Raw genomic sequence first — 18,663 nt, forward strand, 5'->3', positions numbered from 1 at the left:
GTGTTGCGATGCAAGGCTTGATCGATGAGGTACCGCAGCACGTATTGCGCATACAGGTCAGGCTGTTTGCCTGCCGTGAACGGCTCGTGGCAGCAACCGATGACGAGGCGTTGCATGATCTGCGCATCGCCTTGCGCCAGCTGCGCAGTCTGCTGCGCCCGCTTTCCTCTATCGCCGCCTGTGCGGATCTGCAGCAGCGCGCGGCGCAGCTGGGCCGCCTGACCGGCCCACTGCGCGATCTCGAAGTGTTGCAGCGTTATCTGCAGCAGCAAGAACTGCATAGCGCCGCGCAGTTGCGTCAGCCCCTGCTGGAGAAGGGCTATGCCGAGCTGCTCGCCAGTGCGCCGCTGACGCAGCTGCTGCGCGCGCTGGATGAGTGGCCGCAACAGTGGCGTGAGGCAGCCAGTAGCGGGCAACTACATGGTCTGGACAAGCTGATTCGAAAGCGCCTGCGCAAGGATCGCAAACGTCTGGCGCAGGCCCTGCTTGATCCCGCCCATGACCGTCATCGCCTGCGCTTGCTGGCCAAGCGCCTGCGCTATGCGGCCGAGGCCTATCCGCAACTGGCCGAGTTGCCCAAGCGCGTGCGCCTGCAGCTCAAACAGGCGCAGTCGGCGCTGGGCGATTGGCACGACCATTGGCAGTGGCTGCTGCGCGCCGAAGCCGAGGCGGATTTGCAGCCGTGCGTGCCCGCCTGGCGTGCGGCGCTGCAGCGCGCCGAGGAGCAGGCGGACAGTGCCTTGCTGGGGTTGACCGCGGGGTTTGCTTCTTCTGACTGAAAAGTCGTTATCCCTTCGCCTGGTTTGACCGAAATGTCGTGTCATCCCTAGTCGCCTTTGCCCTAAGATCACCCGGGTATTCGATACCGAGGTGGTTATGGTTTTTTCCGAGTTACTCCAGGCGGTGCGCCAGTGCCCGCAAGCCGTGGTGATCCCCGCTTCCTGGGGCCAGGGCCGGGCCAGTTTTGGCGGGCTGATGGCGGCCCTGGTCTATGAGGCCATGCGTGCCCGAGTTACGCCTGGACGGCCGCCGCGCTCCCTGGCAATTACCTTTGTCGGCCCGGCCGAGCCGGATGTGCCGGTGAGTTTCGAGGTCGAGGTGCTGCGCGAAGGCAAGGCGGTCAGCCAGGTGCTGGGCCGCGCGGTGCAGAATGGCCAGGTGGTGACACTGATCCAGGGCAGTTTCGGCAGCGGCCGCGATTCGCGTATCCAGGTGGCGGCCGAACCAGCACCCCAGGCCCGCGCAGTGGAGGATTGCCAGGAGCTGCCCTATATCGCCAAGGTCACCCCGGAGTTCACCCGCTTTCTGGCGATGCGCTGGGCCTTTGGCGGTATGCCGTTCACCAACAACAGTTCGCGGGAAATGGGCGGTTGGGTGCGCCTGCGCGGCGAGAGCGAGGTGCAGGCGGTCAGCGAGGCTCACCTGCTGGCGCTGGTGGATGCCTGGCCGCCGGCGGTATTGCCACACCTGAGTGCGCCGGCACCGGGCAGTTCGTTGACCTGGACCATCGAGTTCGTCCAGCCGGTGGCCGACCTGACCACCCTCGACTGGTGCCTGTACCGGGCGCAGATCGAACATGCCCGCGACGGCTACGGCCATGTGGCGGCGGCGCTGTGGACCGCCGAGGGCGAGTTGCTGGCGATCAGCCGGCAAACCGTGGCGGTATTCGGTTAGGCCGTCTTAACGAAGGATTGACCTAGGGCGCACGGCGCACCACGCCTTCTAGAGGCAGGTGCGCGTGCAGATGCGGCGGGCTTAGAGCTTGAGTTGGCGGATCGCCTTGTTCAGTTCTCCCGCCAGCCCGGCCAGTTCGCTGCTGGTGGCGGCGGACTGGCTGGTCTGGCCCACGGTCAGCTCGGTCACGTCGCGGATGCGGATCACCGCGCGGTTCATTTCCTCGGCAACCTGGCTCTGCTGTTCGGCAGCCACGGCAATCTGGGTATTGCTCTCACGCATATGTGCCACCGAACCGGTGATGGCGCTCAGGGCCTGACCGGCTTCATCGGCCTGCTTGACGCATTCGTCGGCCTTGATCGAGCTGTCCTGCATAAACTCCACGGCATCGCGGGTGCCGCTCTGCAGGGTGTTGATCATCTGGGTGATCTCGTCGGTGGAATCCTGCACGCGCTTGGCCAGGTTGCGCACCTCGTCGGCCACTACGGCGAAGCCACGGCCCATTTCCCCGGCCCGGGCGGCTTCGATGGCGGCGTTGAGGGCGAGCAGGTTGGTCTGCTCGGCAATGCCGTGAATCTCGCTGACCACGCCGCTGATCTTCTGGCTGTCGGCGGCCAGCTGCTCGATCATCTGCGCGGTCTGCTGCACGCCGCTGGACAAACCGGCGATCGACAGGGCGACCTTGTTGACCACCTGCTGGCCGCTGCGGGCCAGCTGTTCGGCGGTTTTCGACTGGTCGCGGGTATCGGCGGTGTGCTCGGCAATGTGGTGCACGGTGGCCGACATTTCATTGATCGCGGTGGCCGCCTGCTCGGTTTCGCTCTGCTGCGCGAGCATGCCCTGGCGCACTTCGCGCATGCTCACGGCGAGGCGCTCGGAGCCTTCATCCAGACGCGCGGCGGACTGCGCGACGATGCCGACAATCCGCTGATAGCCGGCCTGCATGGCGTTGAAGGCACTGGCCATTTGGCCGACTTCGTCGCGGCCCTCGAGAGGCACGCGGGCGCTCAGGTCGCCACTGCTTTCCACCCGCAGCATCACGTCCTTGAGGGTGTTGAGGTGGCTCAGCAGAAAGCGGATCAGCAGCTGCGATGCGCCCAGCAGAATCAGCATCAGCAGGGCGACCACCAGGGCGTAGCCGGGGGCTCGCTCGAACACCAGTTGGATCAGGCTCGGAGCGTGGGCCAGGACGGCGAGGCGCTGGCCGTCGGCGCGCTCGATCACCTCGGCACCGATCAGATCGTCGCTGCTGGTCACAGAAGCGGCATCGAGCTCGACCCAGCCGCGGGCTCGGCTCAGCAGCGCGCCCTGGTTGTTGGCCAACCGGGGCGGCGCGTCCTGGGTAAAGCTCAGCAGGTTGGCAGCCTTGGGCAACGCCTGCTCCGCAGGCCACTGGCTGAGGAGCTGGGCCTGTTGCTGCGCCGTCTGCTTGGCCTGCTCGGCGTGCACCTGCTGCTCCACGTGCACGGCATAGAGCACCAGCAGCAAGGTGGTGAAAAAGGCCACCGCGTTGACGGCCCAGAATTTGTATTTGAGGGAGAGATCGCTAACCCAGTTGCCCATGGTGTTTTCTTCTGTCGGTGGCGAGAGTGGGGGATGGCAAAGTGCCGCATTATCGGTTCGGGCCGTTGCGCGCCCGTTGATCTCCATCAACGAGACCGTCACTCGCTATAGCGACGCTTCAGTCCAAGACTTTAGGGCTCGCCAGCAGCGGCAGGCCGAAAAAGGCTCGGGCGCAGGCACTGGTGTGCGCCGCCAGCTCGGCCTCGCTCTCACCACGATGCAGGGCTACCTCGCGCAATACTTCAAGCAGCAGCGCCGGTTCGTTGCGCCCGCTCTTGGGCTTGGGCCGCAGGCTGCGTGGCAGCAGGAAGGGCGAGTCGCTTTCCAGCATCAGGCGGCCCACGGGGATTTCCCTGACCAGGGCATGCAGGTGGGTGCCGCGGCGTTCATCGCAGATCCAGCCGGTGATGCCGATATGCAGATCCAGGTCGAGGTAGTTGAACAGTGCCCGTTTCTCCCCGGTAAAGCAGTGCACCACGGCAGCCGGCAGGTGGTCGCGGTAATCGCGCAGAATCGCCAGCAGGCGCTCATCGGCATCGCGCTCGTGGAGAAACACCGGCAGACGCAGCTCCGCGGCCAGGGCCAGCTGCTGCTCGAGGGCGTATTCCTGCTGCGGCCGGGGCGAGAAGTCGCGATTGAAGTCCAGGCCGCATTCGCCCACCGCGCGTACCCGCGGCTCACTCAACAGGGCCTTGAGCTGGCTGTGGCTGTCGTGGTTCCAGCTGCTGGCATCGTGGGGGTGGACGCCAGCGGTGCTGAACAGCTGCTGGCCCTCGCTATCGAGCTGCAGGCAGAGCTCCAGGGCCTGTTGGCTTTCCTCCAGACTGGTGCCGGTGACCAGCATTTGGGTGACGCCAGCGGCGTAGGCACGGGCGAGCAGGGCTTCACGTTGTTCGGCAAAGCTTGGGTGAGTCAGATTGACGCCGATGTCGATGAGTTGCATGGTGCTACCTGTGGTTTTGATCGAGCAGCATAGCAGAGCTTTTTAACTGAAAATAAAGCCTTAAATTACAGCAAGTTAAGATGGTTAGTTAATCCATTTGACCAGCATGGGCTGGCATCGGCAGGGCGTCTGTGCCAACCTCCGCGCCCCCGCGCGTGGGGAACCTACCACTACCACCGCACTCTTAGTGATCGTTTTATCGATCGGCTGACCTTGCCCTGGAGCTTCGATGTCCCGAGCCGTGCTTATGCTCTGTCTGTTGCTGCTGCCCTGGGCCGCAGTGGCGCGCGTGGCCGGCCCACTGCAGAGCACACCGGCCAGCAGCGCGGTCCGGGACCTGGCGAGCATTCGCAGCAGCGGCGAGCTGAGGGTGCTGGTCAACCAGAGCCGCAACAGTTCCGGAGCGGTCAAGGGTCAGAATATCGGCGTCGAATATCAGCGCCTGCGCGCCTTCGAGCAATACCTCAATCGCAATGCCGCGGATGGCAAGACGCTCAGGCTCAAGCTGATTCCCCGGGCCAAGGACCAGCTGCTGGGCGCGCTGCAACGCGGCGAGGGCGATCTGGTCGCTCCGGGTGAACTGCTTAACAAGCCCCCCGGGGGCAGCCTCAGGGCCAGCGTTGCGCTGCGCAGCAAGGTGCCGCTGATTATCGTGTCCCGCCAGGGCGACCGGCGTTACCAGAGCCTGGAGCAGATGTCCGGGCGGAGCCTGGCGTTACCCGCCGGCAGCGTGGCGGGTGAGGCGATACGCAAGCTCAACCAGCGCCTGATCGCCAGCCAGCGCTCGCCGGTGGCGGTGGAGTGGGTCGACCCCAGTCTGGCCGTCGAGGATGTGCTGGAAATGGTGCAGGCGGGAATCTTCAGCATGACCGCGGTGGAGCTGCCCATCGCCCAGCGTTGGGCCAAGGTGATGCCCAAGCTGCGTCTGGACACCCAGCTGGTCCTGGCCAACGATGGCGCTATGCGCTGGTACCTGCGCCGCGAGGCCACCATGCTGGGGGCCAGCCTCGATGCCTTTCTCAAGGGGTACCGCGACTCGTCGGACCAGGACGCCGCCTTTCAGCGGGTCTATCGCCGCCTGTACCGGGTGCAGTACCCGTTGGGGCGTCTCGAGCGCCAGCGTCTGGAGAAGGTCCGGCCGGTGTTGCAACGCTATGCCGCGCAGCATGATTTCGACTGGCTGGCGCTGGCGGCGCTGGCGTTCAAGGAGTCGACCCTCAACCCGGCGGCGCGGGGTGCCGGTGGTGCCACCGGGCTGATGCAGATCACCCCGGCGGCGGCCCGTAGCGTGGGGGTCGGCAATATCGGCGTGCTGGATAACAATGTGCAGGCCGCCAGCAAGTACCTGGCCTCGATCCGCCGCAACTTCTTCAGCAGCCCCCAGCTTAACGAGCGCGAGCGCATGGCGTTCGTCCTGGCCGGCTACAACCTGGGGCCGCAGCGGGTGCAAAGCCTGCGCGCCGAAGCCCGGCGGCGCGGCCTGAATCCCAACCAGTGGTTCTTCCAGGTCGAACGCGTGGCCATGGAGCAGCTGGGCATGGGGGTGGTCAGTTATGTGAATAGCGTAAACAAGTACTACCTTGCTTATGAGCGAGAGCGCTATCTGCTGGAGCCCTGATGGGGCAGGTCAGGTGGAATATTGATTTATTAATTTGATGTATTTTAGCGATTTAATCGGCTTTTATTATCTGTTAATTAATTTAATATCTGCTCCATCACTTCCCCCATACAAGGACCGCTGCATATGAACGCCCTGATCAAATCCCTGGTAAGCACCCAAGCAGGCTACGGCCTGACCGTTTTGCGCATTGTTGCCGGCCTGACCTTTGCCGCCCATGGCGCGCAGAAGCTGTTCGGCTGGTTTGGCGGTTATGGCCTGGAAGGCGTGGGCCAGTGGATGGAAAGCATCGGCCTGGCTCCGGGTTACCTGATGGCCTTGATGGCAGGCAGTGCCGAGTTCTTCGGCGGCCTGGCGCTGATCGTCGGGCTGCTCGCACGCCCTGCAGCGGCGGTGTTGGCGGTCACCATGCTGGTGGCGATCTTTACCGTGCACCTGGCCAATGGCTTCTTTATGAGCAACAACGGCTACGAGTTTGCCCTGGCCCTGCTGGCGATCAGCCTGGCCGTGATGCTTGAAGGTGCGGGCAAGCTGTCCCTGGACAAGCGCATCGCTGGCTAACCAACCTCCGCAGCTGCGCCAATGCCGCTCACCTAAGCCGGGTGAGCGGCATTTTTTTTGCTTTGTATCCAATGCGTGTTGCATGGGGTGTCTGGGGAAGAGTGGCGCTGCTTGCAGGGGCCGCTATGGACGGGTGCTTCGGCTGGCTGCCAGTTGCTCGGCGGCATCTAGGCGCAGGCGTTCGCGTTCATCGAAGTTGTCTGCGGCCAGTTGGGCAATCGCTGCGCTGCGGTCGCTGGCACTCAGGCCCTGGTTGGCCTGGAGGGCGGCTTTGGCCTGGCGGTACTGCTCGATCCGCTGGCTCCAGCCAAGGCGTTGCTGATCGAGGGCCTCAAGGCGCTCGGTGGCCTCGGCCCCAACCAGTTGCTGGCGTAACTGGCGGATCTGTCCGGGGCTGGCTCCGGCGGCCTGTAACTGGACGGTTTGCTGGCGCAGCTGGTTCTGCAGCTGCGGCAATACGCTGTCCTGCATCTCGGCCGGCAGGCTATTGCGCAACTGGTCGACCGCGGCGGCCTTGGCGGCATCATCGAGACTGCTGTCGTGGACGATCGCCAGGCGCTGCAGGCTGAACTGGTTGTAGGCTTCTTCGCGGGCAAAGAAGGCCTGGTGAGTCTGGCTGTCGAAGATCCGCGCGCGCAAGGCCTGTACCGCCGCTTCCCGCTGGCGCAGGGCCTGCAGGTCGGCCATCTGCGGCAGGTCGCGTTCGAGCAGAACCAGCTGGCGTTTGTAGTCGAGGTAGTGCTCGAGCAGTAGCAGGGCCTGGTCGCGGGCGGGTGCCGGCAGCTGGCTGGCGATATAGGCCTGCAGGCGTTCGACGCTGCTGCGCAGCGGCTCTTCGCCAACGGCGGCGAGAAAGTAGTCGAATATCCGCCGGATATCCTCGCTGATCACCAGGTTGCCATTGCTGTCGAGGCGAAACACCCCGTCGACCTGGGTGCCGGCAAAGGACGCCGGTAGTGCCGGCACCCGTTCGGGCAAAGCGCTCGGTTGGGTGCTGGCAATGGCCATGGGTTGCTGCGCACTTGCCTGCGCCGCTGTGGCGGGGCTTGGCGCAGCCGCGTCGGCGAACTGCTCGCGGGGTTGCAAGTAGAGCAGCAGGGCGAGGCAGACAGCGAATAGCGATAGCGCAAGCAGCAGAAGTTTTTTCACGGGGTACAGGGCTCCAGGGGCGGGGCTGGAAAGGGGGCCTGGGCCCCCGATGCAGAGGTTACAGACCGTCGTTCTTCAGGCGATTGGCCTGTTGGCGGTAGACCGTGACCGGGTCGGTCTCGAACAGGCTGGTGAGGCCGAAGGTCTGGTTGACCTCGTCGAGGTGGTTCATCCGGTAGTTGTCGCGGATCACCTTGCCCATATGCGAGCTGCAGCGGCCCACCAGGCCGTCATTGTCTTCGCCGTTAAAGGTCAGGGCGCTGGCCCCGAGCATCAGATCGCTGGGGTCGAGGATATTGGTCACCGGGCTGGTGCCGCTCCAGGAGTAGTAGCGCACGCCGCCTACCTGGTAGGCCCCTTCGCCGCAGGCAGTGGTCGGGATGCCTTGGGGGAACTTGGCATTGAACACCGCCGCGCCCTCGCTGTTCAGCGACTCCAGGGAGCCCAGGGCATTCTGTGGCGAGGTACTGGAACTGCCGGAGAGGAAGTTGATCAGCGTGCCGAGGCCGTTGACGATGCCGGCCAGCAGGGTTTCGCCGGCAGAGCCCGGGGGCACCTGGCGGATAAAGTCGGCGGTCGCCGAGCCCTTATGCGGGGCACCGACGCTGGTTGCCGAGGCCACCAGCTCGGGGCTGACCGCGGCGACATAGCGAATGGTCGGGCCGCCATGGCTGTGGCCGATCAGGTTGACCCTGGCTTTGCCGCTGATGGCGACAATCTCCTCGACCTGTTCCAGCAGCTGTTCGCCGCGAGCTTCCGAGGTATCCAGCTGGCTGACTTCGGTGACATAGACACTGGCACCGTCGCGGCGCAGCGCCGAGGGAATCCCATACCAGTAATCGACGCCGAGAATGCTGTCGAAACCGAGCATGCCGTGGGCCAGCACGACCGGGTATTTGGTCTGGGTGTAGCCCGAGGAGCCGAACCAGAAGGCATGAGTCTGGCCGGAGGCCAGCAGGCCGGCTCCGAGGCAAAGGGCGAGCAGGGTCTTATTGTTGTTCATGGGTGCTCTCGCAAGGGGATTGGGTCAGGCGATAAAAGCATTCCTTGCAGCCGTCACGCCCATCCGGTGGCGAGTACTGCGGCGCAAGCGATAGCGCAGGAACCATGCCAGTTTTCGCGACTAACCCGCGCGGCGCTCTGCCATGCACCTTGGCGGGCTCAGGCGAGCAACTGGTGGCGCTGTACGCGGCCGCCGCCTGTTACGTGGCGACACCGTGGCTGTAGTCGTTTCGTCACAAAGAGCAGCGCTGCAGGGGCCGATAATGGCGGCTGGAGGCCTCGACTTTGGATGTGAGCAGAGCAACCTTCCAGGTCTGCCAATCTAAGGATGGGGTGACGCGGGTGGGCTGTCCGGTGCAGTTCGGCAGCAGGCCAGGCGGCTGAGGTGCTGTCTTGACAGTTCTGTGCGGGCTTCTCTAGGATGCCGACCCATGCGCCGATTTAAACAGCTACTTGCGGGGCGCCGGGTTACTTGCTGCACGCGAGGCCCTGAGAAGTACTCCACGGAGGCTTCGAAATACCGCTAAAGCGCTGGTTCGGTGTCGCCTCTCACCGCTGCCCAGCGGGATTAATGAGGCGGAGACACACCGATGCACAGGCCCCAACCGCAGATACGCCTGGCCCCGATCACCTCAGGGCCGCTGCAGCGCAATCCGAAAATTCTACTTGGCGGCAGCCATCAGCCCACCTTGCTGCGCTACCTCGACGGCTGGCCCAGGCGCTGGGCCGGGCCGCGGACCTTTCTGATCCACTTCGTGCATGACGGCGAATCGCTGGCGCGCTTTGCCAGCGACAGTTTCGACCTGGCCGTGCTGCAGGCACCCAGCGCTGAGCATCTGGAGGAAAGCGTGCGACAACTGACGCGGGTGGCCAGGCAGGGGCTGATTACCCGGCGTTAGCTCAGGGATAGTCGATGGCCACGATATACCAGGTCTTCTCGCCGGTTGGGGTCTGCACCCGCACTTCGGCGTCCAGCGGTTTGCCGACCAAGGCGCGGGCCAGGGGCGAGTCGATGCTGATCAGGTTGAGCTTCAGGTCCAGTTCGTCCGGGCCGACGATGCGGTAGCGCGACTCCACTCCGTCCTCATCCTCCAGGGTGACCCAGGCGCTGAAATAGACCTTGTCGGGATCGCTGGGGCGGGCGCTGACCACCTTGAGGCTCTCCAGGCGCTTGGTCAGAAAGCGCACGCGGCTGTCGATCTCGCGCAGCATCTTCTTGCCATAGGTGTACTCGGCGTTCTCCGAGCGGTCGCCCTGGGCGGCCGCTTCGCTGACCGACTGGGTGACCTGCGGCCGGCGCACGTGCCAGAGTTCATGCAGCTCGGCGCGCAGGCGCGCCTCACCCTCAGGCGTGATTAGTGGTGTGCCGGCGGTGCGGGGTGGGCGGTAGCGACTCATAAGAACCTATTCAACGTCTGCTGCGCGTCGGCCCTGCTGCGTTAAAAACAGGCTCGGAATGCTCATGTACAAAAGTACACTCCGCTTCCTCGCCTGTTTTTGCCTTGCAGGACTCTAGCTCGCAAGACATTGAACAGGCTCTCAGACGGCTGGCGAAGGATGGGCGAGTCTATCAGCCCTCGCGCAGCACCGTCAGCGGGCTGATATTCAAGGCGCGGCGGGTGCCGAGTACTCCGGCTGCGCCCACCAGCAGGGCCCCGATCAGCGGCAGCAGTAGCAGCCATGGATGCGGTTGCCAGACCAGGTCGAAGGCGTAGCGATAGAGCAGAAAGCTAATCAGTTCGCAGCCGAATGCCGCCAGCAGGCCGCTGGATGCGCCAAGCAGGCCGAACTCGGCGCGCCTGGCCTTGACCAGCAACCGGCGCTCGGCCCCCAGTGCACGCAGCAGGGCTCCCTGGCGAATGCGTTCATCCAGGGTGGCCTGCAAGCCGGCGAACAGCACGGCCAGACCGGCGGCAAGGACGAACAGCAGGACGAACTCGATGGCCAGGGTGACCTGGGCGAGGATGCTGCGCAGTTGGGCCAGCAAGGCTTCGACCTGCAGCAGGGTGACTGCCGGAAAGGCGCGGGACAGCTCGACCAGCTGCCGTTCGAATTGCGGCGGCAGATAGAAGCTGGTCAGGTAGGTGACCGGCAGGTCCTGCAGGGTGCCTGGCTGGAAAATCATATAGAAGTTGGGCTGGAAGTTGTTCCAGTCGACCTCGCGCAGGCTGCTGACCTGGGCCTCGCGTTCGAGGCCACCGATGCTGAAGCGCAAGCGGTCGCCAAGCTTGAGTTTGAGGCTCTCGGCCAGCTCGGACTCCACCGAAACCCCGGGCAGTTCGCTGGCACTGTCATTGTTCCACCAACTGCCGGCGATCAGCTGGTTGTCCGCTGGCAAGTCGGCTGCCCAGGTCAGGCTGAGATCGCGGCGAATGGCGCGCTCGCCCTGGGATTCCTTGCTGACGATCTGCCGCACCGGTTCGTCGTTGATCATGATCAGCCGCCCCGGCACCACCGGGAACAGCGGTGCTGGATGGGGCGAAAGCTCGGCCAGGCGAGCGGCGAAGGCTTCCTGCTCGGCCGGCAGGATATTCAGGGCGAAGTGGTTGGGGGCTTGCGCCGGGAGCTGGTTCTGCCAGGTGTCCAGAAGTTCGCCGCGCAGCAGGGCGATCAGGGCCATGGCCAGGATGATCAGGCCAAAGGCCAGGGATTGCCCGGCCGCGGCCAGGGGGTGGCGTAGCAGTTGGCCCAGCCCTAGCCGCCAGGGCAGGGCGGCACTGGCCAATAGCCGACGCAGGCTTTGCAGGCCAAGCAACAGCAGGCCACCGAGCAGCAGCGCGGTGATCAGGCCGCCGCCAAGCAGGGCCAGGGTCAGCTGCAGGTCCAGGCTCAAGCGCCACATGATCAGACCCAGAGCCAGTAGGGCGGCACCGTAGACCAGCCAGGAACTGGCCGGCACCGGCAGCAGATCGCGGCGCAGCACCCGCAACGGCGGTACGCGGCCCAGGGCGGCCAACGGCGGCAGGGCAAAACCGGCCAGTGCTACCAGGCCGGTGGCCATGCCAGCGATGGCCGGCCACAGGCCACCGGGAGGAATCTGCGCCGGTAATAGGTCGTGCAGCAGGCTGAACAGTGCCTGCTGGGCCAGCCAGCCGAGCAGGGCTCCGACCAGGCTGGCGCTGATGCCAAGCAGTGCCAGTTGCAGGCTGAACAGGCCCAGGGCCTGGTTGCGCGACAGCCCCAGGCAACGCAACAGGGCGCTGGCATCAAAACGGCGGGCGGCGAAACGTGCCGCTGACAGTGCCACGGCCACCCCGGCCAGGAGCACGGCGGCCAGGCTGGCCAGGTTCAGGTAGCGTTCGGCGCGGCCCAGGGCGTTGCCCACCTGGCGATTGCCATCTTTGGCATCCTCCAGGCGCTGGTTGGCTTCCAGCGTCGGGTTGATGGCCTGGCGGTAGTCGGTCAGTGCCTCGGCCGAACCGCGCCAGAGTTCCTGGTAGCGCACCCGGCTGCCGGGCTGCACCACGGCGGTGGCGGCCAGGTCGTCGAGGTGCATCAATAGATGAGGGGTAAGGCTGTAGAAATCGCCGGCCTCGTCGGGGAGAAAGGTCAGCACCCGGGTCAGGCGCAGGGTTTTGCTGCCGACGTCGATCTCGTCGCCGGGTTTCAGGTCGAGGGCGACAAACAGCCGTGCCTCGGCCCAGGCTTCGCCCGGTTGCGGGCCAAGCCCGGACTGTTCTGCTTCGTACAGGGCTGCGGCGCTCTTCAGTTCGCCGCGCAGGGGATAGGCGCTATCGGCGGCCTTGACGCTGGCCAGCTGAATGCCGGCGTCGCTGGCCACCACGCTGGAAAACTCGACCAGCCGGGCATGATCGAGCCCCAGTTGTTTGCCTGTGTCGATCTGCTGCTGAGGCGGTGGCGAGCTGCCGGTCAGGCGCAGGTCGGCGGCGAGGAATTCGGTGGCGCGCAGCAGCATGCCGTCGTTCAGGCGGGCGCTGAAGTAGCCGATGGCGGTGCTGGCCGCCACGGCGATCAGCAGGGCGAAGAACAGCACGCGCAACTCGCCGGCGCGGGCATCGCGCAGCAACTGACGGCTGGCCAGCGCCAGTAAGCGGGTAAAAGGAAGCTGCTTCATCAGGGTTCCACGTGGTCGACCAGACGGCCGCCTTCCAGGCGAATCAGACGTCGGCAGCGGTGTGCCAGGCGTTCGTCATGGCTAACCAGAACCAGGGTCGCGCCGCGTTCCTTGTTCAGTTCGAAAAGCAGGTCGCTGATGCGCTCGCCGGTATGGCTGTCGAGGTTGCCGGTGGGCTCGTCGGCAAACAGCACCGCCGGTTCGGCAGCAAAGGCCCGGGCGATGGCCACGCGCTGCTGTTCGCCACCGGAAAGCTGGCGAGGGTAGTGGGTCAGGCGCTGTCCCAGGCCGACCCGGTCGAGCAGGGCGCGGGCACGCTGGCGGGCATCGGCCTTGCCTTCCAGTTCCAGCGGCAGCATGACGTTTTCCAGGGCATTGAGGCTGTCGAGCAGCTGGAAGGACTGAAAGACGAACCCCACGTGCTCGGCCCGTACCCGGGCGCGTTGATCCTCGTCGAGCTGGCCCAGGTCGTGTCCGGCCAGCTGCACGCTGCCCTGGCTCGGCAGGTCGAGGCCAGCGAGCAGGCCCAGTAGGGTCGATTTGCCGGAGCCGGAGCTGCCGACAATCGCCAGGCTGTCGCCTGAATTCAGGGTCAGCGAGAGATCGTGGAGTATGGTTAACTCGCCTTCCGCGCTGGCAACCACTTTGCTAAGGTTTCGCGCGGTGAGAATACTTGAGCTCATGGAGAATCCAATGCGTGCATGGTTGATCAGTGCTGCCTTCGGCCTGATGGTATGGGGGCAGGCCGCCCTGGCAGATACCGTGCTGGTGGTGGGCGATAGTATCAGCGCAGCTTTTGGCCTGGATACCCGCCAGGGCTGGGTCAGTCTGCTGGAAAAACGCCTCGCCGAGCAGGGCTTCGAGTACCGCGTGGTGAATGCCTCAATCAGTGGCGACACCAGTGCAGGCGGGGCCGCGCGGCTGCCTCGGCTACTGGCCGAGCACCAGCCAAACCTGGTGATTATCGAGCTGGGCGGCAACGATGGGCTGCGCGGTCTGCCCCCTGCGCAATTGCAACAGAATCTTGCCGCGATGGTCGAAGCGTCCCGCGACAGTGGTGCGCAGGTGGTGGTGCTGGGCATGTTGCTGCCACCTAATTACGGCGCGCGTTACACCACGGCCTTTGCCGAGGTGTTCAGCAGCCTGGCAGAAGAGCAGCAGATCCCTCTCGTGCCGTTCTTCCTTGAGGGGGTCGGCGGTGTGCCGGGAATGATGCAGGCCGATGGTCTTCATCCCACCGCTCAGGCTCAGCCGGTGCTTCTGGAAAATCTCTGGCCGACCCTGAAACCTTTGCTCTGACAGGCTTTTCTGCGCTCGGCCTTTCGGCTAATGTGGCGGCCCCGCACTGGAGCCCTCAATGCCGCGCCCTGCCTGGTCCTTGCATGCCTACCAACTGATCGAACCTGGCGATCAGCTCGATCTGTTCGCCTGCCGTGAAGTGCGTGTGCATTTGCTGGCGCGTCAGCTCGAGCTGGGCAGCTCGGCCGACCGCACCCTGTGCGGTGGCCTGCTGCCGGCTCAGCCGGTGTGGCGCGACCTGGACAAGGCCATGCTGCGCGACAAGCGCCTGTGCCCGGCCTGTCGAGCCACCCTGGACGCGCAGCGACGCGGGGAGCGCCTGCCGCTACCTTGAGGGTCAGGCCTCCCGTGCTGTGCAACCTGGGTGTACAATCTCCAAGCAAAATTGTCTGTCATTCTTGTCAAGGATTTCCGGATGTTGTCGCGTGCTTTTACCGTCAGCCGTTGCCTGTCTCTCTCCGCGCTGTTCGTGGCAGGCTCTGCCGCGGCCCTAGAGCTGCCTCTGCCGCCGCCCGGCGACGACATCGTCGGCCAGGTACAGGTAGTTCAGGCCAAATACGAAGACACCTTTGCCGACCTGGGGTCGGCCAACGATCTGGGCTATCTGGAAATGGTCGTGGCCAACCCTGGGGTCGACCCCTGGTTGCCTGGTGAGGGCACCGAAGTGATTCTGCCTACGCGCTTTATTCTGCCGCCCGGGCCGCGCGAAGGCATCGTGATCAACCTTGCCGAATATCGCCTCTATTACTACCCGAAAAACCGCGATGTGGTGTACACCTACCCGTTGGGTATCGGTCGCGAGGGCTGGAGTTCGCCGGTTGCCAACGCCCGCATCACGGCGAAAACGCCCAATCCGGGCTGGTACCCGCCCCAATCGATCCGTGAAGAACATGCCGCCGATGGCGACCCGCTGCCCAGTTATGTGCCGCCTGGTCCGGACAACCCACTGGGCCCCTACAAGATGGGTCTTTCTGTACCGGGTTACTTGATCCACGGTTCGAACAAGAAGTTCGGTATTGGCATGCGCGTCAGCCATGGATGTTTCCGCATGCTTAACCATAACGTCCTGAAGCTGGCCAGCATGGTGTCCGTCGGTACTTCGGTGCGCATCATCAATGAGCCATACAAGTTCGGCCGCAGTGACGGCAAGGTCTACCTCGAGGCCCATGCGCCGCTTAGCGATATCGGCGATGCATCGGTCGTGGATAAACATACGGCCGTTATTAATGCACTGCTGCAGAACGAGGCCTTCGCCGGCGTGCGTCTGGACTGGGAGATGCTGCGTGAAGTGGTGGCGGCCGAAGATGGCTTGCCGATTGAAATAGCTCAGCCTGATCAGGCTCTGGTCAGTGCCTCCAGCCTCTGACTGAGGGGTTGCTGCAATAACCCGTCATGCCCTGCGCTGACGGGTTTTTTATTGCCTTTTGCCCGGGCGTGAGTTGCGGCTTTGCGGGGCGGGGCTTTTATCATCGTTGGGAGGGACTGGATAATCTTGGGCAATAAAAAAGCCGACCCGGAATCCGGGTCGGCTTGTCATAGCCTTTAAGGGGCTATTACTTGCGGCTGGCTTTTTCCAGCATACGCAGAGCGCGCTCATTGGCTTCGTCAGCAGTTTGCTGAGCCTTCTGAGCAGCGGCCATAGCGTCATCGGCCTTGCGATAGGCTTCGTCGGCACGGGCTTGAGCGCGAGCGGCTGCATCTTCAGTTGCAGTCAGACGAGCTTCAGTTTCTTTGGACATGCTGCTGCAACCGGTAGCCAGAACTGCGGCCAATGCCAGAGCAGAGAATTTCAGAACGTTGTTCATCGTGTTCCCCTTGAGGTGGAGTTTTTCCATAAAAGCAATTTCCTGATACTAGGAAATTAGCCGGCGTACATACTACCTGTAACCCGTAGTAAGTAAACGGAGGCAGGACGTACAGCGCATATTTTTTTCATGCAAGTGCAGCCTTTAGCCAATACATCGAAGCCGGCTGATTAAAAAATATACAAGTCTCTCGGGCGCTATCCAACCGCGGCGGTTTTATTGCTATAAGTGGACGCGCCGTTGCACTGTGCGGGCCAGTGGTTATGCTGCTCGGCTAAAGTTATCCGATTACAAATAGAGGGAGCTGGATGATGTTGGGGAATATGGGCTTGTTTGCCGGCTTGGCATTGCTGATCTTTATGGCGCTGCGGGGCGTCAATATATTTATTGCGGCCCTGTTGTGTGCTCTGGTGGTGGCCTTGAGTAATGGCCTTGTGCTTTCCCAGGCATTGCTCGAGTATTTCCCCTTCGGCCCTCTGGGCGCGTTCACCTTTGCCGGTAAGTTCTTTGTCCTGTTCCTCTGCGGTGCCATCTTTGGCAAGGTCATGGCGGCTAGCCAGGCGGCCAGCAGTATCGCCCAGGCAATCACCAGCAGTCTGGGCACCCAGCGCACCCTCTGGGTCGCCATGCTGGTGTGTGCAGTGTTGACCTACGGCGGTGTGGTGGTTTTCGTGGTGATCTTCACCATGTACCCCCTAGGCATCAGCATGATGCGCGATGCTAATCTGCCCAAGCGGCTGTTCTGCGCCGCCACCGCTCTGGGGGCGGGGACCTTCACCATGACCGCTTTGCCCGGTTCGCCCTCCATTCATAACGTGATTGCCGCCAGTGCGCTGGGCACCGATCTGTTTGCCGGAGCCTGGATAGGCCTGTTCGCCAGTGCACTGATGATCGTGCTGGGCATGGCCTATGTGCAGCGCGAGTGGCGTCTGGCCCGTGAGCGGGGTGAGGGCTTCGAGGCCAATGCGCAGGACCTGCGCATGGAACAACTGGCCGGCACTCCGGGCTCAGGGCCGCGTTGGGGTGTGGCGTTGGTGCCTATTCTGGTGGTGCTGGGGATTATTCTGCTGCCACGCCTGCTGCTGTTGAGCGGTGTGGTCGTCGCGGGGCAGGGCAGCCTGGGGGCGTTTGTCGGTTTCAGCCAGCAACAGCCGATTCTATGGCCGAGCCTGGCCCTGGTCATCGCCACAGGCGTCGCCATTGCCCTGTTCCCGGGCTTGCGGCGTAACACCATGAACGTACTGGGGCAGGGTGCGGACGATGCCATCATGCCGCTGCTCAATACGGCGGCGGTGATCGGTTTCGGTGGGGTGGTGACCCAAACCGCAGGCTTTGCGCAGTTTTCCCAGTGGATTCTGGCGGTGGACCTGCCACCACTGCTGTCGATCTTTGCTTCGGTCAGCGTGGTTTCCGGGATTGTCGGGTCCTCGTCGGGCGGTTTGCAGATATTTATGCAGACCCTGGCACCCAAGTACCTGGAGATGGGGGTCGAGCCGGAAGTGCTGCACCGGATTGCCAATATCGCGGCGGGCGGGCTGGACTCTCTGCCGCATTGCGGCGCAGTGATTGCCATGCTGATGATCATGGGCTTGACCCACAAACAGGCCTACAAGGACATCTTTATGGTGACAGTGCTGATTCCGGTGGTCGCCGTGCTGGCCTGTATCGCGGTTCTGAGTTTGCTCTAAGCTGTTGATTCGCGTGGCCGATTTTTCGATGGCCTGATAAGCTCGGGCTCTTGCCGGGGCAAGGTGGTTGCGCGATCAGTGAGGCGGCCGTCGGCGGTAGATGATTTTTCAGAGGAGTTGCAATGAGCGAGGCGTTGTCCATTCACCATGACCTGATCGGTCATCAGTTCGAGACCACAGTGGATGGTGATCGCGCCTACCTGGCCTATATGGACCTGGGTAAGCAGACTCTGGATATCTATCGCACCTTTGTGCCGAACAGCCTGCGCGGGCGTGGCATTGCGGCGGCCCTTACCGAGCATGCCCTGCAGTATGCCGAGCGTCTGGGCTACACGGTGATTCCTTCGTGCTCCTATGTGGAGCGCTATATGCTGCGCCGACAGCGGCAGACCAGCGTCAGCTGAGCAGGCGCGGACCGATAAAAAATGCCAGCCATCATGACTGGCATTTTTTTTGACCCTGGCAGTTGCTCAGCCTTTGCTGATCAGGTTGCCGGCATGCAGGCCGCATTCCTTCTGGGTGGCTTCCTCCCACCACCAGCGCCCCTCGCGCTCATGCTGGTTGGGCAGTACCGGGCGGGTGCAGGGCTCGCAACCGATGCTGATAAAGCCACGCTCATGCAGGCTGTTGTAGGGGATTTCCAGCATGCGGATATAGGCCCAGACGTCTTCGCTGCTCATCTGCGCCAGGGGGTTGAACTTGTACAGGGTGTTTTCCGGGGTGGAGAAGGCGGCATCCAGTTCCACCACGGCCACCTGGCTGCGTGTGCCCGGGCTCTGGTCGCGGCGCTGGCCGGTGGCCCAGGCCTTGACCGTGGCCAGCTTGCGGCGCAGCGGCGCGGTCTTGCGGATGCCGCAGCATTCGCCGTGGCCATCCTTGTAGAAGCTAAACAGGCCCTTCTCCTTGACCATTGCCTGCAATGCCGCTGCCTCGGGGCTGAGCACTTCGATGGCAATGCCGTAGTGCTCGCGCACCTGGTCGATAAAGCGGTAGGTCTCGGGGTGCAGACGGCCGGTGTCCAGGCTGAACACTTTGACGTTCTTGTTGAGTTTCCAGGCCATGTCCAGCAGCACCACGTCTTCGGCACCGCTGAAAGAAATCCACAGCTCGTCGCCAAAATGTTCGAAGGCGAGTTTGAGAATGTCCTGGGGCGACTTGTTGGCGTAAGTCGTCGCCAGTTCGGCTGCATCGAAGGGGTGGCTCATCGGCTGAATTCCTGATTATGGTGACGTCGAGCGTCTTGTGGGGGCGATGGTAGCAAACGCGGGTTATACGTCTAAATAACG

Annotated in this window: 19 protein-coding genes and 1 pseudogene; 10 read left to right on the forward strand and 10 right to left on the reverse strand. The window is 63.5% G+C overall.

Going from position 1 to position 18,663, the window contains the following annotated elements; all coding sequences use genetic code 11:
- Positions 1-8 precede the first annotated feature (8 nt).
- Together VMP31_RS20320 and VMP31_RS20325 are read left to right on the forward strand one after the other, a co-directional pair.
- Positions 9-779: a CHAD domain-containing protein gene (locus tag VMP31_RS20320; RefSeq protein ID WP_325509521.1), complete on the forward strand. Its 771-nt coding sequence runs from the start codon at positions 9-11 to the stop codon at positions 777-779.
- 97 nt (positions 780-876) lie between these two features.
- Entirely contained in the window at positions 877-1,674 is a 798-nt protein-coding gene (locus VMP31_RS20325) for an acyl-CoA thioesterase (protein ID WP_325509522.1), read from the forward strand.
- An 81-nt stretch (positions 1,675-1,755) separates the two neighbouring features.
- On the opposite strand, the gene VMP31_RS23490 is transcribed toward VMP31_RS20325, so the two are convergent.
- From VMP31_RS23490 to VMP31_RS20335, 3 genes and pseudogenes are all read right to left on the reverse strand, one after another.
- Complete coding sequence (locus tag VMP31_RS23490; RefSeq protein WP_414705482.1) at positions 1,756-2,640, reverse strand: methyl-accepting chemotaxis protein; 885 nt, start codon at positions 2,638-2,640, stop codon at positions 1,756-1,758.
- Positions 2,626-3,324 (reverse strand): annotated as a pseudogene (locus tag VMP31_RS23495) (HAMP domain-containing protein); the annotation flags it as partial. The pseudogene VMP31_RS23495 and the gene VMP31_RS23490, both read right to left, overlap by 15 nt.
- Before the next feature lie 31 nt (positions 3,325-3,355).
- The gene (locus tag VMP31_RS20335) at positions 3,356-4,180 is read right to left on the reverse strand and encodes a TatD family hydrolase (protein ID WP_325509524.1); all 825 of its coding nucleotides are present in this window, start codon (positions 4,178-4,180) and stop codon (positions 3,356-3,358) included.
- Positions 4,181-4,409: 229 nt separating this feature from the next.
- Between VMP31_RS20335 and VMP31_RS20340 the strand changes: the two genes are divergently transcribed.
- Positions 4,410-5,798 (forward strand): transglycosylase SLT domain-containing protein, encoded by a 1,389-nt coding sequence (locus VMP31_RS20340; RefSeq protein WP_325509525.1) that lies wholly within the window; start codon positions 4,410-4,412, stop codon positions 5,796-5,798.
- Positions 5,799-5,924: 126 nt separating this feature from the next.
- Complete coding sequence (locus VMP31_RS20345; protein ID WP_325509526.1) at positions 5,925-6,359, forward strand: DoxX family protein; 435 nt, start codon at positions 5,925-5,927, stop codon at positions 6,357-6,359.
- 123 nt (positions 6,360-6,482) lie between these two features.
- On the opposite strand, the gene VMP31_RS20350 is transcribed toward VMP31_RS20345, so the two are convergent.
- Both VMP31_RS20350 and VMP31_RS20355 read right to left on the reverse strand, forming a co-directional pair.
- A complete protein-coding gene (locus VMP31_RS20350) occupies positions 6,483-7,508 on the reverse strand; it encodes a lipase secretion chaperone (protein ID WP_325509527.1) in 1,026 nt (341 codons plus the stop codon).
- Positions 7,509-7,566: 58 nt separating this feature from the next.
- Complete coding sequence (locus VMP31_RS20355) at positions 7,567-8,511, reverse strand: triacylglycerol lipase (RefSeq protein WP_325509528.1); 945 nt, start codon at positions 8,509-8,511, stop codon at positions 7,567-7,569.
- A 589-nt stretch (positions 8,512-9,100) separates the two neighbouring features.
- On the opposite strand from VMP31_RS20355, the gene VMP31_RS20360 reads away from it, so the two are divergent.
- Positions 9,101-9,409: a class I SAM-dependent methyltransferase gene (locus VMP31_RS20360; RefSeq protein ID WP_325509529.1), complete on the forward strand. Its 309-nt coding sequence runs from the start codon at positions 9,101-9,103 to the stop codon at positions 9,407-9,409.
- 1 nt (position 9,410) lies between these two features.
- On the opposite strand, the gene greB is transcribed toward VMP31_RS20360, so the two are convergent.
- The 3 genes from greB to VMP31_RS20375 all read right to left on the reverse strand — a co-directional run bounded on the left by greB (position 9,411) and on the right by VMP31_RS20375 (position 13,268).
- A complete protein-coding gene (gene greB, locus VMP31_RS20365; protein WP_325509530.1) occupies positions 9,411-9,908 on the reverse strand; it encodes a transcription elongation factor GreB in 498 nt (165 codons plus the stop codon).
- A 172-nt stretch (positions 9,909-10,080) separates the two neighbouring features.
- Positions 10,081-12,585, reverse strand: coding sequence for an ABC transporter permease (locus VMP31_RS20370; protein ID WP_325509531.1), 2,505 nt, complete (start codon positions 12,583-12,585; stop codon positions 10,081-10,083).
- Positions 12,585-13,268 (reverse strand): ABC transporter ATP-binding protein, encoded by a 684-nt coding sequence (locus tag VMP31_RS20375; protein ID WP_325509532.1) that lies wholly within the window; start codon positions 13,266-13,268, stop codon positions 12,585-12,587. Before VMP31_RS20375 ends, VMP31_RS20370 begins: the two co-directional genes overlap by 1 nt.
- A 10-nt stretch (positions 13,269-13,278) precedes the next feature.
- On the opposite strand from VMP31_RS20375, the gene VMP31_RS20380 reads away from it, so the two are divergent.
- From VMP31_RS20380 to VMP31_RS20390, 3 genes are all read left to right on the forward strand, one after another.
- Positions 13,279-13,884, forward strand: a complete 606-nt coding sequence (locus tag VMP31_RS20380; protein WP_325509533.1) for an arylesterase — start codon at positions 13,279-13,281, stop codon at positions 13,882-13,884.
- 58 nt (positions 13,885-13,942) lie between these two features.
- On the forward strand, positions 13,943-14,218 hold the full coding sequence (locus VMP31_RS20385; protein WP_325509534.1) for a hypothetical protein: 276 nt from the start codon (positions 13,943-13,945) through the stop codon (positions 14,216-14,218).
- A gap of 81 nt (positions 14,219-14,299) precedes the next feature.
- The gene (locus VMP31_RS20390; protein WP_325509535.1) at positions 14,300-15,250 is read left to right on the forward strand and encodes a L,D-transpeptidase family protein; all 951 of its coding nucleotides are present in this window, start codon (positions 14,300-14,302) and stop codon (positions 15,248-15,250) included.
- Positions 15,251-15,437: 187 nt separating this feature from the next.
- Here VMP31_RS20390 and oprI read toward each other — a convergent pair whose 3' ends face one another.
- Positions 15,438-15,689 (reverse strand): outer membrane lipoprotei OprI, encoded by a 252-nt coding sequence (oprI, locus tag VMP31_RS20395; protein WP_090242095.1) that lies wholly within the window; start codon positions 15,687-15,689, stop codon positions 15,438-15,440.
- Between the two features lie 311 nt (positions 15,690-16,000).
- Here oprI and VMP31_RS20400 point away from each other — a divergent pair, with 311 nt between their 5' ends.
- Together VMP31_RS20400 and VMP31_RS20405 are read left to right on the forward strand one after the other, a co-directional pair.
- Positions 16,001-17,377: a GntP family permease gene (locus VMP31_RS20400; RefSeq protein ID WP_325509536.1), complete on the forward strand. Its 1,377-nt coding sequence runs from the start codon at positions 16,001-16,003 to the stop codon at positions 17,375-17,377.
- A 122-nt stretch (positions 17,378-17,499) separates the two neighbouring features.
- Entirely contained in the window at positions 17,500-17,781 is a 282-nt protein-coding gene (locus VMP31_RS20405; protein ID WP_325509537.1) for a GNAT family N-acetyltransferase, read from the forward strand.
- A gap of 66 nt (positions 17,782-17,847) precedes the next feature.
- Here the strand turns inward: VMP31_RS20405 and VMP31_RS20410 are convergent, their stop codons facing one another.
- Positions 17,848-18,582: a phosphoadenylyl-sulfate reductase gene (locus VMP31_RS20410; RefSeq protein WP_325509538.1), complete on the reverse strand. Its 735-nt coding sequence runs from the start codon at positions 18,580-18,582 to the stop codon at positions 17,848-17,850.
- Positions 18,583-18,663: the final 81 nt, after the last annotated feature.

The organism is Pseudomonas sp. (assembly GCF_035512415.1).
In the GTDB taxonomy this organism is placed as follows: Bacteria; Pseudomonadota; Gammaproteobacteria; order Pseudomonadales; family Pseudomonadaceae; genus Aquipseudomonas.

What these genes read in the sequence shown, in the direction of transcription:
- greB (WP_325509530.1), bottom strand. Translation starts at nt 9,908, where the DNA reads ATGAGTCGCTACCGCCCACCCCGCACCGCCGGCACACCACTAATCACG.
- VMP31_RS20375 (WP_325509532.1), bottom strand. Translation starts at nt 13,268, where the DNA reads ATGAGCTCAAGTATTCTCACCGCGCGAAACCTTAGCAAAGTGGTTGCC.
- VMP31_RS20360 (WP_325509529.1), top strand. Translation starts at nt 9,101, where the DNA reads ATGCACAGGCCCCAACCGCAGATACGCCTGGCCCCGATCACCTCAGGG.
- VMP31_RS20380 (WP_325509533.1), top strand. Translation starts at nt 13,279, where the DNA reads ATGCGTGCATGGTTGATCAGTGCTGCCTTCGGCCTGATGGTATGGGGG.
- VMP31_RS23490 (WP_414705482.1), bottom strand. Translation starts at nt 2,640, where the DNA reads ATGGCCAGTGCCTTCAACGCCATGCAGGCCGGCTATCAGCGGATTGTC.
- VMP31_RS20345 (WP_325509526.1), top strand. Translation starts at nt 5,925, where the DNA reads ATGAACGCCCTGATCAAATCCCTGGTAAGCACCCAAGCAGGCTACGGC.
- VMP31_RS20355 (WP_325509528.1), bottom strand. Translation starts at nt 8,511, where the DNA reads ATGAACAACAATAAGACCCTGCTCGCCCTTTGCCTCGGAGCCGGCCTG.
- VMP31_RS20325 (WP_325509522.1), top strand. Translation starts at nt 877, where the DNA reads ATGGTTTTTTCCGAGTTACTCCAGGCGGTGCGCCAGTGCCCGCAAGCC.
- VMP31_RS20405 (WP_325509537.1), top strand. Translation starts at nt 17,500, where the DNA reads ATGAGCGAGGCGTTGTCCATTCACCATGACCTGATCGGTCATCAGTTC.
- VMP31_RS20385 (WP_325509534.1), top strand. Translation starts at nt 13,943, where the DNA reads ATGCCGCGCCCTGCCTGGTCCTTGCATGCCTACCAACTGATCGAACCT.
- VMP31_RS20390 (WP_325509535.1), top strand. Translation starts at nt 14,300, where the DNA reads ATGTTGTCGCGTGCTTTTACCGTCAGCCGTTGCCTGTCTCTCTCCGCG.
- VMP31_RS20340 (WP_325509525.1), top strand. Translation starts at nt 4,410, where the DNA reads ATGTCCCGAGCCGTGCTTATGCTCTGTCTGTTGCTGCTGCCCTGGGCC.
- oprI (WP_090242095.1), bottom strand. Translation starts at nt 15,689, where the DNA reads ATGAACAACGTTCTGAAATTCTCTGCTCTGGCATTGGCCGCAGTTCTG.
- VMP31_RS20410 (WP_325509538.1), bottom strand. Translation starts at nt 18,582, where the DNA reads ATGAGCCACCCCTTCGATGCAGCCGAACTGGCGACGACTTACGCCAAC.
- VMP31_RS20320 (WP_325509521.1), top strand. Translation starts at nt 9, where the DNA reads ATGCAAGGCTTGATCGATGAGGTACCGCAGCACGTATTGCGCATACAG.
- VMP31_RS20335 (WP_325509524.1), bottom strand. Translation starts at nt 4,180, where the DNA reads ATGCAACTCATCGACATCGGCGTCAATCTGACTCACCCAAGCTTTGCC.
- VMP31_RS20400 (WP_325509536.1), top strand. Translation starts at nt 16,001, where the DNA reads ATGTTGGGGAATATGGGCTTGTTTGCCGGCTTGGCATTGCTGATCTTT.
- VMP31_RS20370 (WP_325509531.1), bottom strand. Translation starts at nt 12,585, where the DNA reads ATGAAGCAGCTTCCTTTTACCCGCTTACTGGCGCTGGCCAGCCGTCAG.